This window comes from Myroides sp. C1519, assembly GCF_038039755.1.
GTDB lineage: Bacteria > Bacteroidota > Bacteroidia > Flavobacteriales > Flavobacteriaceae > Flavobacterium > Flavobacterium phaeum_A.
The window spans coordinates 59562-73339 of sequence record NZ_JBBPHM010000012.1 but is presented as its reverse complement, the minus strand read 5'-3'; the positions used below and the strand labels follow the sequence as shown (position 1 = coordinate 73339).

Sequence of the window (13778 nt, the reverse complement as noted above, 5' to 3'; positions counted from 1 at the left end):
TCTCTTTAAAACATTTAAGCTTTAAAGAGATTTATTTTATTTATATCCACTATTTATTTTAAAAACTGTTTACCTTGTTCTAACAAATTTTTATCATATTTCAACTCCTGAATCTCTTCATAGATTGGGTCGTAATATAGTTTCTTTGTCTTGATATCAAAAAACAAATGTTTAGCTCCCGCTATTCTATCCGGGTAGTCTTCATAAATAGTTATACCATAATAATTACCAAAAGCTTTACTTGCATCATTACTAACTTGAGGAGAAACATCTAACATCATACCAACTCCCTTTCCATCATTTTTAATAACTTCTGCCTTGAACTCATCACTTAAATAATACCCCATCTCACTTGACTTGACTATATTATAAACAAAGTCATAACTGTCAAAATCTTTGCTGTAAAACAACTTATCTTCTTGCTTAGATTCTTTCAACAATTTCTCAGGCTTTACCTTAAGTGACTTAGCTGTCAATTCTAAAATATAAGGAACATCTTCATATAAATTCTTTCGCTCTACTGAAGTCGGGTCTTTCAAAAACTTACCTTCAATAGAGTTTTCATCAACTACTTCCTCTATTTTTTCATCTTCTTCTCCAGGTTGTGCTACTTGCTCAATATTATCTTGAGGCTGTACTTCTTCAGTCTCTTTTTTACATTGTACTAACAATAAACACAAAGTTGAAACACAACACACTTTTAAAATAGTTCGAATCATAATATATAGAAAATTGGTAAAACCTAAAGATACAAAAAAAGGCCTTCCAATGGAAGGCCTTCTATATATATAATCAAAAAATGACTATTCTTGCTCAGCGATTACTTCGTAATCAACTTCAACGATTACATCACGGTGTAAACGAACGTTAGCAGTATATTTACCTAAACGTTTGATAACTCCTGAAGTGATGAATTTTCTGTCAATTTCTTGACCTTCTTTAGCGAATGCTTCAGCGATATTAGCGTTAGTAACAGATCCGAATAATTTTTCTCCACCTGCTTTAACAGCGATTTTAATATCTAAAGCTTTTAATGCTTCAGCAATAACTTTTGCGTCTGCAATTAATTTAGCTTCTTTGTGCGCTCTTTGTTTTAAGTTCTCAGCTAATACTTTCTTTGCAGAAGGTGTAGCTAAAACTGCCATTCCTTGAGGAATTAAGTAGTTACGTCCGTATCCTGGTTTAACAGTTACTACGTCGTCTTTGAAACCTAATTTTTGAACGTCTTGTTTTAAGATAATTTCCATGTTGATGTCCTTTTTAAAGAAGTTAGGTTTCACGGTGTGAAAACCAACAACTTAATTTGTTATTATTTTAATAAATCAGCTACATATGGCATTAAAGCTAAGTGACGAGCTCTTTTTACCGCTACAGATACTTTTCTTTGGAATTTCAAAGAAGTTCCTGTTAAACGACGAGGAAGAATTTTTCCTTGTTCGTTAACGAATTTCAATAAGAAATCAGCATCTTTATAGTCAATATATTGGATTCCAGATTTTTTGAAACGACAGTACTTTTTAGCTTTGTTTGTTTCAATGTTTAAAGGCGTTAGATATCTGATATCTCCGTCTTTTTTACCTTTTGCAGATTGTTCTATACTTGACATAACAATTAAGCTTTTTTAGATTTTAATTTCTCTCTTCTTCTTTCAGCCCAAGAAATAGCGTGTTTGTCTAAAGTTACAGTTAAGAAACGCATAACTCTTTCATCACGTCTGAATTCAGTTTCTAAGCTAAGGATAACTTCTCCTGGAGCTTTGAATTCGAATAAGTGATAAAATCCACTTTTCTTGTGTTGGATTTCATAAGCTAATTTTTTTAAGCCCCAATCCTCTTTAGATACCATCTCTCCACCGCGAGAAGTAATAAATTCTTCGAATTTAATTACTGTTTCCTTTACCTGAGTTTCAGATAAAACGGGATTCAAGATGAAAACAGTTTCATAATGATTCATAAATACAAAATTTTATTTGTTACAAAATTGGGTGCAAAAATACAACTTGTTACCTTACAATCCAAATTGATATTTAATTTATTTCAATTTTAATATAAGTAGCAATCTGCCTCTTTTATACCTCAACTATATTTTTAAATTCTACTCTTCTTCTCTTTGAATTTTTTTATCTAACAGTTTCTCTGCATATACATAGATATCTTCAATAGATAAAGCAACTAAATCAACGTGTCCTCTTAACCAGTTCGCATTTAACTCAACAACATCTTCTTCTATATCAAAAAATTCGTCATTGTTTAACGCAATACTTGTTTGATGTGTAGCTGAATAATCAGCTTCTACAAATCCTTCAATCACTTCGTAATCCAAGCTTTTCAAAAGAGCAACTTGTTTTTTCAAAAATGCTTGGTGCTGTTTAGCCCCCATTTTTCCAAGTCCTTCTTCAACTACATCGAAAAATTCATAATCAGCTCCTGAGTTCCATACAATCTGAGAGAAGTTCCCTGTTTCATATTGGTCCAAGTAATAATCTACATAATAACTAACTAAAGCATCGTGATGAATATCCTCGTCAATAGAACCGCCTTCTTCGCGAATTAAGTTGACAACAGAAATATTTGAATAAACAATATCATAATGCTCTTCACTTTTCAACGCTTCATCGAAAACTACTATTTTTAAATTTTTCATATATCCTTTTTTTTATTTACGCTCCATAGTGTAGTAAACAAAAGTACATTTTAAGTTAGTATCACAAAAGATATTCTTATTAAACTTATGTAAATTATATCCTACTATTTCACTATGAACAAGTCCATAATAGCAATTCCTACCATAGCCTTTTTACTTTTTATATATCTTACTTAAAATTGCTCTTTAATAAAAACACAAATTCAATAACTTACAAAACTAATAAAAATCAACATTTGGTGTAACCTTCACAGAACGATAAGCGCCAATTGCTTCAAAACTCTTTAAAATACGCTTCACATTCTCCTTTGTTTTAACAAGAGGAACATTCTGCGGTATTTTAATTAGAATTACTCTTATATATTGATTTCGAATTCTATTAATAGCGGGTTCTTCAGGCCCCAATACAGGAATCCCTAATTGCTCTTTCAAATTATTATACAACCAAAAAGAAGCTTCGCGCAATTTCTCGAAATCTCGATGTTTTAAAGTCAAACGCACTAACCTATAGAATGGTGGGTATTTAAAATTATAGCGCTCATACATTTGTTCTTTATACATTCCGATATAATCATTATTCGTCACTTGTTGAATAATGTTGTGATAAGGATTAAAAGTTTGTATCACTACCCTCCCCTTTTTATCTTGTCTTCCTGCACGCCCTGCTACTTGAACCATCATTTGATAAGCGCGTTCGTGTGCTCTAAAATCGGGGTGATATAAACTATTGTCAGCATTCATAATACCAACTAAATTCACATTGCCAAAGTCAAATCCCTTAGCCAACATTTGTGTTCCCACCAATATATCTATCTGCCTATTTTCAAAGGCTTCTACAATCTTTTCATAACCGTGTTTCCCTCTTGTCGTATCTTGGTCCATACGGCCAATTCGCTTATTGGGAAACAACTCTCTTAACTCCTCTTCTACTTGCTCTGTTCCAAATCCTTTAGTATTCAAATCCACGCTGTGACAACGATAACATTGCTTTGGCATTGGAAGTGTATAACCACAATAGTGGCATCGCAATTCGTTTTTAAACTTGTGATACGTTAAACTCACGTCACAATGAGGACATTCAGGCACAGAACCACACGTCATACATTCTACTACTGGCGAGAAACCTCTTCTATTTTGAAATAAAATCACTTGTTCCTCCAAAGACAAAGCCATATTCATCGCTTCAATCAGATAATCAGAAAAGTGTCCCGTCATCTGTTTTCGCTTGTATTTATCTTTCACATCAACCAAAACAATTTCTGGCAGCACCACATTGGAATAACGTTTTGTCAATTGCACCAAACCATACTTACCTTGTGTAGCATTGTAATAAGTTTCTAAACTTGGCGTTGCTGTACCTAAAATCACTTTCGCTTGGTGTTGCTTAGCTAATACAATAGCAGAATCACGTCCGTGATAACGCGGAGCAGGATCGTGCTGTTTGTAATTCCCTTCTTGCTCTTCATCTACAATAATCAACTGCAAATCTTGAAACGGCAAGAAAATAGACAAACGCGTACCAATAACAATCTTAGCTTTTTCTGATTGGTTCAACACTTGATCCCAAACCTCTAAACGTTCGTTGTGTGAATACTTCGAATTATACACCGCTACTTGGTTTCCAAAATAGTTTACTAAACGCGAAACTAACTGCGTTGTCAATCCTATTTCAGGTACTAAAAACAATATTTGTCCTTCTTGGGCTAAATATTTTTCAAGTAGTTTAATATAAACCTCTGTTTTTCCAGAAGCTGTAACCCCGTGAAGTAACACCACATCTTTCTGCTCAAAATGCTGTCCTATCTCCCACAGTGCTTTACTCTGCTCATCACTTAACTCAATCACATCTTGTTTAGCGTCGCCAAAAATAACCCGGTCTTGATTCAAATAATACTCTTCAAAAACACCTTTATCAATCAAAGCCTTGACAACAGCAGAAGAAGATTCTGACTCCTCTACCAATTGCTTTACTGTAATGGGTTTCTTAGCAACAGCATTCAACTGAAAAAACTTCAACACCATTTCGCGTTGCTTTTCTGCTCGCGATACTAATTGCATTAAATCCGCTAACCCATTCTCAGCCACATAAGGCTCAGCAATTTTCACATAGCGAATTTGTTTAGGTTTATACTTTTCAACCAGTTCTTCTTGTAAGAAAATCATTCCTTTTTCCAACAGAGAATTAATCACTGGAAACACTTTTTTACGATTTAGAATCGCAATAATTTCTTCTACTTTTAATATCGCTTGTTGTTGTAAAGCCTCGTATAACAAATATTCCGAATCATCTAAATCGTCTGGTGATACAGTATTTTTAGGATTATACTGTATTAAAGTCTCACTTTCTAAAAGTAATCTTGAAGGCATAGCACTCCTATATACCTCACCTATTGTACACAAATAGTAAGAAGCAATCCACTTCCACAAATCTATTTGCTTCTGTGTTACAACTGGAGTAATGTCTATGATCTCATTTATCTCCTTGGCTACATATACCTCAGGTACTCTATTGTGCTTTTCGATCACTATAGCTGTATAAACTTTAGACTTACCAAATGGCACAGCAACTCGCATCCCTATTTGGATGAAATCATATTCGGCTTCACTGATCTGATAAGTAAAAGTTGGTTCAACTGCAACAGGAACAATAACCTCAACAAAGTAGTACATCTTCAATTTTCTTTTTAATAAAAACAAAGATAAATAGTTTTAACTCGCTTTCCTCATCAGCACACAGACTTCCTGCGATATATATTAGCAAAATTTACACTATACAAATACTCACTCCTTTTATTGAAGAAAAAAAGGCCATCTTTCGATGACCTTCTTAATATAATTTTTAAAATCTTATTCTGCTTTAACCCAAGTTTGCGTTCTACCTAATAACGATAGTCCTACATACCCTCTTACGTCAAGCTTATCTTTTCCATTTAATTTTACAGTGCATTTATACTGTTTTCCAGATTCCGGATCAGTGATTTTTCCTCCTGTATATTCATCACCTTTTTTCGTTAATCCTTTAATGATTACTAACCCTTCAATTGGTTTACCTTTCTCATCTCCCTCACACTTATCACAAGTTGGATTAGGTTTAGAAGGATTCAACAGTTTTTTTACTTGTCCGTAATACTTACCGTCTTTTTCGTAAATATTGATTATCGACTTCTCTTTTCCTGTATTGTCATCAATAGTCTTCCACTTTCCTACAATACTCTGTGCGTTCATTGATAAAGATACACCCAATACCATTATCAAGCAGGTTAAAAAATTCTTCATATTTCTTTGGATAGTTTAATGGTTATGCTTCAAATATACCTTTTTTTTTGACTTAAGTTTACTTATCGCTAAATTTAATTCAAAACCTAATAATAGGATCATACAGTTAATCCACAGGTAAAACATAACTACCAATAAAGTACCTATTGACCCATATAATTCGTTATAACGGGCAAAACGTAAAACATAAACACTGAACAAATAAGAGGTAAGAATATAAAGAACTGTAGTGAATACAGAACCTATCGAAATAAACGAAACGCGTTTTGTTTCTTTAGCACCAAATTTATACAGAATTGAAGTGGTCATTAAAACAACGAGTAATAAAAAAATACTTCTTGACCATTGTATTAATGTCGAATTTACGTCAAACTTATACATCGCTACTTCTAATACAACGTAAAAAGCTACTGAGAAAATAAGTAAAACTGCTAAGAAAACGGACAATACCAACGCAACTAAATACTGCCTAATAATATTGCGCGAAATTGTAATATGGTAAGACGATTCAAACCCTCCAATTATCGCAAAGACTCCATTGGTCATTAAAAAGATAGACAGCAAGAATCCGGAAGATAATAATGAGCGATAACTATTATTCATAATATCGTGAATAATAGACTCAATTGCTTCAAAGGTGTTAGGAGGAACTGAGTTTTCAATAAACTGCATAAAGTCTAATTGAAAATTATCTAAGGGTATATAAGGTATAAGGTTTAAGATAAATAAAGCAAAAGGAAATAAAGCCATAAAGAAACTGAAAGCAATTGAACCTGCCCGATATGAAAAGGCTCCCTTTACAATTCCTACTAAATACAATTCAATAAGATCGTATAAAGAGTAACCTTCTAAAAAAGAAAAGCGTATCTTTTTTAAAAAGCCAACTACTTTATTTAGTACAGGAATTTTATCTATTTTACTTTCAATCTCTCTCGACATCTTTGCGCTTTGTTATAAAAATACAGAATTATACTTTATAAAAAGTAATCTAACTCTCCTTTTTAACCTTGTTTTACAACACGGCTTTTAAACTTAAATCCATATTATATACTGAATGCGTTAGAGCACCTGAAGAAACATAGTTTACTCCACATAAAGCATATTCTCTAACGGTAGTTTCATCTATATTACCTGAGGACTCCGTTTGACATTGGTTTCCGATTAATTGCACTGCTTCTCTTGTCGTATCATAATCAAAATTATCCAACAAGATACGGTGTACATTGTCACAAGCTAAGATTTGTTTTACCTCATCAATACTTCTTGCTTCAACAATAATCTTAAGATCTTTATTATTGTCTTTTAAATATTGATTTGTCTTTTCAATTGCTTGTTTGATTCCACCTGCAAAGTCTATGTGATTATCTTTCAACATAATCATATCGTATAACGCAAAACGGTGGTTCTCTCCTCCTGCAATTTTTACAGCCCATTTTTCAATTGCTCTAATTCCGGGTGTTGTTTTACGAGTGTCTAATATCTTCGTTCCCGTTCCTTCAAGTAAGTCAACAAACACACGCGTTTTAGTTGCAATAGCACTCATACGTTGCATAGCATTTAAAACTAATCGCTCTGCTTTTAAGATAGATTGTGAAGAACCTGAAACATATAAGACAATATCTCCCACTTTTACAGAAGTACCGTCTTTCACACATTCTTCCACAACTAATGAAGGGTCTACATAATTGAATACCATTTTAGCAAAATCAACTCCAGCTATAATACCGTCTTCTTTTACTAACAACTTTGCTTTTCCTGTTGCAGAAGCAGGAATACACGCTAATGAACTGTGATCTCCATCACCTACATCTTCTCTAATTGCGTTGCGAATAATAATATCTAACTCTGCCTTAAATTGTTCTACTGAAATCATATCAAAAAAATTTGCGATGCTAAAATAAGAAATGTTTAATGAACTCTCCCTTATCTAACATCGCAAAAAATGAATAATGTCTTTTTACTTATCCGATTTGTACGCCAATCATCTTGTAAAATTCTCTTAGAATAGCCGGATGTCCAGGCCAAGCTGGAGAGGTAACTAAGTTTCCATCTACTACCGCTTTATCAGCATCTATTTCTTTGTAAACACCTCCTGCAACTGTAATATCTGGTCCAACTGCTGGATAAGCTGTTAAGGTTCTTCCCTTTAAAACATTTGCTGGTGTCAATACTTGAATACCGTGACAAATAGCTGCTACTGGTAAGTTCTTTTCAAAAAAGTATTGTACAAACTCAATTACTCTATGGTTTAATCTGATGTATTCTGATGATCTTCCTCCACAGATATATAATCCTGCATACTCTTCAATCTTCACTTCATCAAAAGACTTGTTAATTACAAAATTATGACCTCTTGATTCAGCATACGTCTGAAAACCAACAAAATCGTGAATAGCTGTTGCTATAACTTCATTTTTCTTTTTCCCTGGACATACTACATCTACATTCACTCCTACTGAAAGTAGTGCTTGATAAGGTACCATTACTTCATAATCCTCTACGAAGTCTCCTGCTAACATTAAAACTGTTTTTGCCATAATTATAATTTTTAATATTATTTCTTCTAAGATAAGTCATTATTTAAAACTCCAATGTTATTAAATTGTAAAAAAAAAGAAGAAGTTTACCTCATCCATTTTTACTAACTTTATTACTTTAAACACAAAACAAACATTTACTATGAAAACTAAATTCTTAGCTTTTGCAATTTGCTTATTTACGCTTGTTAGCTGTAATCAAAAAGTAACTCCTCCACAAATGGAAACAGTGGACAATTTATACGCAATTGAGGTTCCAGGTACGTTAGCTGTTATGGAAGATTTGTATCCAGAGGCAGATTTACAATATGGAAACACATTTAAACAAGTATTTGTGGTTACTGCACACGAGGCAAAAGACAAAACGGCTTCTTTTGAAGCGTTTACTCAAAAGGCATTGGCTAACTATAATAAAAGACCAAACTACGAAGTAATCAAAGAGGAAGAGGTACGCATTAACGGCATTGCAGGTAAAATGTATGAGTTAAAAATGTCTCAGGGCACAGATCTAATGTTTATGTTACAAGTTGTATTGGATGGTAAAAAAGCAAACTATCAGTTCATTGGATGGACACAAGCGAACAATCAGGCTGCTGAAACAACGAATTTCATCAATACTTTATCTACTTTTAAAGAGATATAATAATTCTTAAAATTAAACTGTAATTAATTGACCACGAGTACTAATTGTCGTACCTTTATTGTACTCTTTTGATAAGAGTTAATATCACTCAATACAAATTAATTAATAAAGTTATCATGAAAAGATTAAACACTATTTTGGCATTAGCAATTACAAGTACAATGTTATTTTCTTGTGGAGAAAAAAAAGCTGATAACGCTACAACTGCACCTGAAACTACTACTGAGGCGCCAGCTGAAACAGCAGAAGTTCAAGGAGTACAAGTTACAATCACAGCTGACGACGCTATGAAATTCAGCCAAAATGAAATCCGTGTTCCTGTTGGAGAAAAAGTTACTTTAACTTTAAAACATACTGGAAAAATGGACAAAGCTATTATGGGACATAACTGGGTATTATTAAAACCAGGTACTGAATTAGCAGCATTTGCTGAAGAAGCTGCTAAAGCTACTGAGACAGATTATATCCCTGCTGAAGGAAAAGAAAACATTGTTGCTCACACTAAAACATTAGGTGGTGGACAATCTGATACAATTGAATTCACAATTACTGAAGCTGGTACTTATGATTTCTTATGTTCATTCCCTGCTCACTTCGCTATGATGCAAGGAAAATTAATTGCTGAATAGTCAATTCTATACAAAGCATATATGAAACAGGTTACTTCGGTAGCCTGTTTTTTTTGTCTTATTACTTCAAAAAGTACTGTTTCAAACGACAATCACGTCACTCTATTACTTGTTATTAGTCTAAATAAGCTTTTTACACATCCCTAATTTATGGTTAAGAACACTAAGCATATCACATATAAATAAGCTAAAAAACATTAAAATCTCACTCATCTACTTTTTTCATAAACAATCTCATTTAACCATCTTTATTATTATAAATGGAAACACTTCATTTTAAGAAGCTTATTTTTCTGATACATTGTTTCTTATCTGTAAGAATTGTACATTTGAACTAATTAAAATAAGCATTAAAATGAAAAAAATCGTATTATCATTAGCTGTTATAGCTACAATGACTCTTGCGTCTTGTGGTAACAAAAACGCAGATAAAGTAACAACTACTACTGAACAAGAAGTTGCGACTGAAAAAGGAGAAAAATTCAACGTAAACCTTACTGATAGTTATGTAACTTGGAAAGTAGGACACAAAGGTGGATTAGACCCAAGATTCGGTAAAATCTCTCTTCAATCTGGAGATATTGCTGTTGACGCTTCTGGTTTAAACGCTGGTAACTACGTAATGGATATGAATACAATTGCTGTAGATAGAGAATCTGTAAGCAAAGATGAAGATGTTGCTAAATTAGAAGGTCACTTAAAAAATGCTGACTTCTTTGACGTAGAAAAATACCCTACTGTTGCATTTGCAATCACTAAAGTAGAAGATTTTGATGCTACTAAAAATGAAAGCAAAATTGAAGGAGCTAACAAATTAGTTAGTGGAAACTTAACTATTTTAGACAACACTGTGAACATTACTTTCCCAGCTAAAGTAACTATCGCTGATGGTAAAACTACTGTTGAAGCTAACTTCGTAGCACAACGTACTGACTGGGGTATCAAATTTGGTACTGTTGATAAAACAGGTGCTGCTATTACTCCTGCTGAATGGGGAATTAGCCAAGATATGGAAATTGGAATTCACTTAGTTGCAGATAAAGTAACTGAATAATTCTTCAATTATACAATTTTTAGACAGAGCCACTCATATCGAGTGGCTTTTCTTTTGGCATTCTCTCATAGAATACACGCCTTGTTTTAAAAGAAATAAGTAACTTTGTAGTTCTTACATAAAAGGATTAAACAATTTTATAGTTTTTACAATAAAACTAAAAGCAACAGAAATAAGATTATGAAACATTTTGATATAGTGATAGTAGGTGGAGGTCCAATAGGGATAGCTTGCGGACTAGAAGCAAAAAAACAAGGGTTATCACACCTGATTGTTGAAAAAGGCTGTTTAGTTAATTCACTATATAATTATCCTGCTAATATGCAGTTCTTCTCTTCTTCTGAATTATTAGAATTAGATAACATTCCTTTTATCAGTATTGAAAAGAAGCCTCGTCGTAACGAAGCTTTAGAATACTACAGAAGAGTTGCATCTTTTAATGAATTAAACCTTCACTTATTTGAGCAAGTTTTAAGTGCTGACAAAAATAGCGAAGGACAATTTGAGGTAAAAACATCAAAAGATACTTACTTAGCTTCAAACGTTATTGTAGCTACAGGTTTCTACGACTTACCTAACAAATTGAATATTCCTGGTGAAGACTTACCAAAGCTTACACATTACTATAAAGACCCTCACTTCTACGCGAATATGAATGTAGTTGTTGTTGGGGCAAGTAACTCATCTGTTGATGCTGCATTAGAGTGCTACAGAAAAGGTGCTAAGGTTACAATGGTAGTTAGAGATAAAGAAATAAGTTCTCACGTAAAATACTGGGTTAAACCAGATATTGAAAATAGAATTGCAGAAGGAAGTATCAAAGCTTTATTTGAAAGTAACTTAACTTCTATTCAACCTAATTCGGTAACAGTTCAAACTCCTGAAGGAGAAGTTGAACTTGACAACGACTTCGTTTTAGCATTAACGGGGTACCGTCCGAATTTTGACTTTTTAAATCAATTGGGAGTGGAAATTGCAGATACGCAAGATAGAACTCCTATATATAATACAGAAACTATGGAAACGAATGTACCTAATTTATATTTAGCAGGTGTAGTATGCGGTGGACTAAACACGCACACTTGGTTTATAGAAAATTCTCGAATTCACGCTGTTTCTATTCTTACACACATCATCTCGAAATATCGATATCGTCGATATTAGGACTTGCATTCCTTACAAATCCCTTTGGCTACAACTTCTATATCATCTAACTGAAACCCTTGTGGTATTTCTATTTTAGGTATAGAAACTTGTGTTAGACAAATTGTCTTTTTGCATTTATTACACACAAAATGTAAATGAGTATCGTGGTGTTTATCTTCATCACATCCCTGAGAACATAATGCATATTGAGTAACGTTATTCGTAGTAATACTGTGAAGTAATCCTTTGCTTTCAAACGTTTTTACTGTCCGATAAATCGTAACTCGATCAGATTGGTCGAAACTTGCTTCGATATCTGCCAATGACACTGCTCCGTCTTGTTGTTTTAAATATTTTAAAACTAATAACCGCATTGCAGTAGGCTTTATCTTTTTTTCCTCCAATATGTTTTCTAATGTATTCATACTTCACATTTTTATATAAGCAAATATAAACAATGTTTAACCGAGAATAAACCCCATCCTTTTAGGTGTAAAAATATCTATTCTTAGCCAATTCCCCCAACATTAATTAAAGAAAATAAACAACTATTAGTATTATTATAAAAAATAAAAACATATATTTATTTTTTCACAATACTATAAACTAAAACATAACAAAAAGTGAATAGTAAAATTATTGGAAGTATCCTAATCATTGCTGGTACAGCAATTGGAGGAGGAATGTTAGCAATGCCAATTATCTCGTCGGGAGTTGGCTTTCCTGGTATAACGTTAATTATGGTTTTAATATGGTTAGCTATGTGCTATACCGCAATTTTATTGGTTGAAACCTACCGATATAATAATCCTGATGACGGATTGAGCACAATGACTTATAAATATTTAGGTAAGGCAGGTTCTATCGTTACAGGTATAAGTATGCTTACGTTAATGTATGCATTGGTTAGTGCTTATATAGCTGGTGGTAGTGATATCTTACGACTTAACCTTAGCAAATGGTTAGACATTGAGCTAACACCGCAAGCAACAGCTTTAATCTTCACTATCCTTTTTGGGGGTATTGTTGCCTTAGGTGCTCGTGTGGTTGATTTTGCTACGAAATGGCTATTCTTAATCAAATTAGGATTCCTATTGATCATTGTACTAATTATGTTTGGATATATCCGAATTGAAAACTTATTGCAATTACCAATGGAAAGAGCCTTAGTATTCTCTTCTATTCCTGTTATATTCACTTCTTTTGGTTTTCACATCGTAGTGCCAAGTTTAGTGAAATACTTAGACGGAAACTTAAAGGATTTAAAGAAAGCTTTTGTTTATGGTAGTTTATTGCCTTTGATTGTTTACATCATCTGGCAATCGTCAATCTTAGGAAGTATAAATCCACAAGTATTCTTTGACATCATACAAGAAAACAAAGGATTAGAAGGAATGATTAAAGCTGTTAGTACAGTTTCTCAATCAAACTGGCTACAAATACCGATTAACGTATTTACTGCAGCGGCAATATTAACCTCTTTTTTAGGTGTTGCCCTTGCCTTATTTGATTATATAAAAGATTTAGCAAAGAAAAAATCATTTTCTAAACGCCCTTTTATAATTTATCTAATTACTTTTATTCCTCCTCTACTTTTTGCATTATACTATCCTAAAGGATTTGTTGTTGCTTTAAGTTATGCAGCAATATCCGTAGTAATTACATCGCTTTTTATACCAATTTTAATGTATATCAAAGTAAAGCAAGAAAGAAAAGAGAAAATCTCTTTCTTTCAAAAGATAGCTTTCACATTAATTATGGCATTTGGAATAGCTATTTTAATTATTCAAACATTAATGACAATGGGAAAACTCCCAATATTAGACTAATGAAAACAAAACACACAGATC

General features: G+C 32.9%; 16 protein-coding genes. 5 read left to right on the top strand and 11 right to left on the bottom strand.

Annotated features, from left to right (window positions below; all coding sequences use genetic code 11):
• Positions 1 to 53 precede the first annotated feature (53 nt).
• From AABL81_RS08535 to AABL81_RS08490, 10 genes are all read right to left on the bottom strand, one after another.
• Complete coding sequence (locus AABL81_RS08535; protein ID WP_158209286.1) at positions 54 to 719, bottom strand: hypothetical protein; 666 nt, start codon at positions 717 to 719, stop codon at positions 54 to 56.
• An 84-nt stretch (positions 720 to 803) separates the two neighbouring features.
• Entirely contained in the window at positions 804 to 1247 is a 444-nt protein-coding gene (gene rplI / locus AABL81_RS08530; RefSeq protein WP_090410107.1) for a 50S ribosomal protein L9, read from the bottom strand.
• A gap of 62 nt (positions 1248 to 1309) precedes the next feature.
• Complete coding sequence (gene rpsR, locus AABL81_RS08525) at positions 1310 to 1606, bottom strand: 30S ribosomal protein S18 (protein ID WP_090410105.1); 297 nt, start codon at positions 1604 to 1606, stop codon at positions 1310 to 1312.
• A gap of 5 nt (positions 1607 to 1611) precedes the next feature.
• Positions 1612 to 1953 carry a 30S ribosomal protein S6 gene (gene rpsF, locus AABL81_RS08520; RefSeq protein WP_090410103.1) on the bottom strand — a complete coding sequence of 114 codons (342 nt, stop codon included), beginning with the start codon at positions 1951 to 1953 and terminating at the stop codon, positions 1612 to 1614.
• 141 nt (positions 1954 to 2094) lie between these two features.
• The gene (locus AABL81_RS08515; protein WP_158209287.1) at positions 2095 to 2643 is read right to left on the bottom strand and encodes a DMP19 family protein; all 549 of its coding nucleotides are present in this window, start codon (positions 2641 to 2643) and stop codon (positions 2095 to 2097) included.
• A gap of 219 nt (positions 2644 to 2862) precedes the next feature.
• Positions 2863 to 5313, bottom strand: coding sequence for a replication restart helicase PriA (priA, locus tag AABL81_RS08510; protein WP_158209288.1), 2451 nt, complete (start codon positions 5311 to 5313; stop codon positions 2863 to 2865).
• Positions 5314 to 5490: 177 nt separating this feature from the next.
• Positions 5491 to 5919, bottom strand: coding sequence for a DUF2147 domain-containing protein (locus tag AABL81_RS08505; protein WP_158209289.1), 429 nt, complete (start codon positions 5917 to 5919; stop codon positions 5491 to 5493).
• A 15-nt stretch (positions 5920 to 5934) separates the two neighbouring features.
• Entirely contained in the window at positions 5935 to 6858 is a 924-nt protein-coding gene (locus AABL81_RS08500; RefSeq protein ID WP_158209290.1) for a YihY/virulence factor BrkB family protein, read from the bottom strand.
• 73 nt (positions 6859 to 6931) lie between these two features.
• Positions 6932 to 7792, bottom strand: coding sequence for a carboxylating nicotinate-nucleotide diphosphorylase (gene nadC / locus AABL81_RS08495; RefSeq protein ID WP_341340820.1), 861 nt, complete (start codon positions 7790 to 7792; stop codon positions 6932 to 6934).
• 88 nt (positions 7793 to 7880) lie between these two features.
• Positions 7881 to 8456 (bottom strand): DJ-1/PfpI family protein, encoded by a 576-nt coding sequence (locus AABL81_RS08490; protein ID WP_158209292.1) that lies wholly within the window; start codon positions 8454 to 8456, stop codon positions 7881 to 7883.
• Between the two features lie 142 nt (positions 8457 to 8598).
• Between AABL81_RS08490 and AABL81_RS08485 the strand changes: the two genes are divergently transcribed.
• The 4 genes from AABL81_RS08485 to AABL81_RS08470 all read left to right on the top strand — a co-directional run bounded on the left by AABL81_RS08485 (position 8599) and on the right by AABL81_RS08470 (position 11946).
• Positions 8599 to 9099 (top strand): hypothetical protein, encoded by a 501-nt coding sequence (locus AABL81_RS08485; RefSeq protein WP_158209293.1) that lies wholly within the window; start codon positions 8599 to 8601, stop codon positions 9097 to 9099.
• A 116-nt stretch (positions 9100 to 9215) separates the two neighbouring features.
• Positions 9216 to 9728: an azurin gene (gene azu, locus AABL81_RS08480; RefSeq protein ID WP_158209294.1), complete on the top strand. Its 513-nt coding sequence runs from the start codon at positions 9216 to 9218 to the stop codon at positions 9726 to 9728.
• A gap of 355 nt (positions 9729 to 10083) precedes the next feature.
• Complete coding sequence (locus AABL81_RS08475; RefSeq protein WP_158209295.1) at positions 10084 to 10782, top strand: YceI family protein; 699 nt, start codon at positions 10084 to 10086, stop codon at positions 10780 to 10782.
• A gap of 180 nt (positions 10783 to 10962) precedes the next feature.
• Positions 10963 to 11946 carry a YpdA family putative bacillithiol disulfide reductase gene (locus AABL81_RS08470; protein ID WP_341340819.1) on the top strand — a complete coding sequence of 328 codons (984 nt, stop codon included), beginning with the start codon at positions 10963 to 10965 and terminating at the stop codon, positions 11944 to 11946.
• On the opposite strand, the gene AABL81_RS08465 is transcribed toward AABL81_RS08470, so the two are convergent.
• Positions 11943 to 12353 carry a Fur family transcriptional regulator gene (locus AABL81_RS08465; RefSeq protein WP_341340818.1) on the bottom strand — a complete coding sequence of 137 codons (411 nt, stop codon included), beginning with the start codon at positions 12351 to 12353 and terminating at the stop codon, positions 11943 to 11945. The two genes, AABL81_RS08470 and AABL81_RS08465, sit on opposite strands and share 4 nt — an antisense overlap.
• Positions 12354 to 12551: 198 nt before the next feature.
• Here AABL81_RS08465 and AABL81_RS08460 point away from each other — a divergent pair, with 198 nt between their 5' ends.
• Positions 12552 to 13757 carry an aromatic amino acid transport family protein gene (locus tag AABL81_RS08460; protein WP_158209298.1) on the top strand — a complete coding sequence of 402 codons (1206 nt, stop codon included), beginning with the start codon at positions 12552 to 12554 and terminating at the stop codon, positions 13755 to 13757.
• Positions 13758 to 13778 lie beyond the last annotated feature (21 nt).

What these genes read in the sequence shown, in the direction of transcription:
- AABL81_RS08535 (WP_158209286.1), bottom strand. Translation starts at nt 719, where the DNA reads ATGATTCGAACTATTTTAAAAGTGTGTTGTGTTTCAACTTTGTGTTTA.
- rplI (WP_090410107.1), bottom strand. Translation starts at nt 1,247, where the DNA reads ATGGAAATTATCTTAAAACAAGACGTTCAAAAATTAGGTTTCAAAGAC.
- rpsR (WP_090410105.1), bottom strand. Translation starts at nt 1,606, where the DNA reads ATGTCAAGTATAGAACAATCTGCAAAAGGTAAAAAAGACGGAGATATC.
- rpsF (WP_090410103.1), bottom strand. Translation starts at nt 1,953, where the DNA reads ATGAATCATTATGAAACTGTTTTCATCTTGAATCCCGTTTTATCTGAA.
- AABL81_RS08515 (WP_158209287.1), bottom strand. Translation starts at nt 2,643, where the DNA reads ATGAAAAATTTAAAAATAGTAGTTTTCGATGAAGCGTTGAAAAGTGAA.
- priA (WP_158209288.1), bottom strand. Translation starts at nt 5,313, where the DNA reads ATGTACTACTTTGTTGAGGTTATTGTTCCTGTTGCAGTTGAACCAACT.
- AABL81_RS08505 (WP_158209289.1), bottom strand. Translation starts at nt 5,919, where the DNA reads ATGAAGAATTTTTTAACCTGCTTGATAATGGTATTGGGTGTATCTTTA.
- AABL81_RS08500 (WP_158209290.1), bottom strand. Translation starts at nt 6,858, where the DNA reads ATGTCGAGAGAGATTGAAAGTAAAATAGATAAAATTCCTGTACTAAAT.
- nadC (WP_341340820.1), bottom strand. Translation starts at nt 7,792, where the DNA reads ATGATTTCAGTAGAACAATTTAAGGCAGAGTTAGATATTATTATTCGC.
- AABL81_RS08490 (WP_158209292.1), bottom strand. Translation starts at nt 8,456, where the DNA reads ATGGCAAAAACAGTTTTAATGTTAGCAGGAGACTTCGTAGAGGATTAT.
- AABL81_RS08485 (WP_158209293.1), top strand. Translation starts at nt 8,599, where the DNA reads ATGAAAACTAAATTCTTAGCTTTTGCAATTTGCTTATTTACGCTTGTT.
- azu (WP_158209294.1), top strand. Translation starts at nt 9,216, where the DNA reads ATGAAAAGATTAAACACTATTTTGGCATTAGCAATTACAAGTACAATG.
- AABL81_RS08475 (WP_158209295.1), top strand. Translation starts at nt 10,084, where the DNA reads ATGAAAAAAATCGTATTATCATTAGCTGTTATAGCTACAATGACTCTT.
- AABL81_RS08470 (WP_341340819.1), top strand. Translation starts at nt 10,963, where the DNA reads ATGAAACATTTTGATATAGTGATAGTAGGTGGAGGTCCAATAGGGATA.
- AABL81_RS08465 (WP_341340818.1), bottom strand. Translation starts at nt 12,353, where the DNA reads ATGAATACATTAGAAAACATATTGGAGGAAAAAAAGATAAAGCCTACT.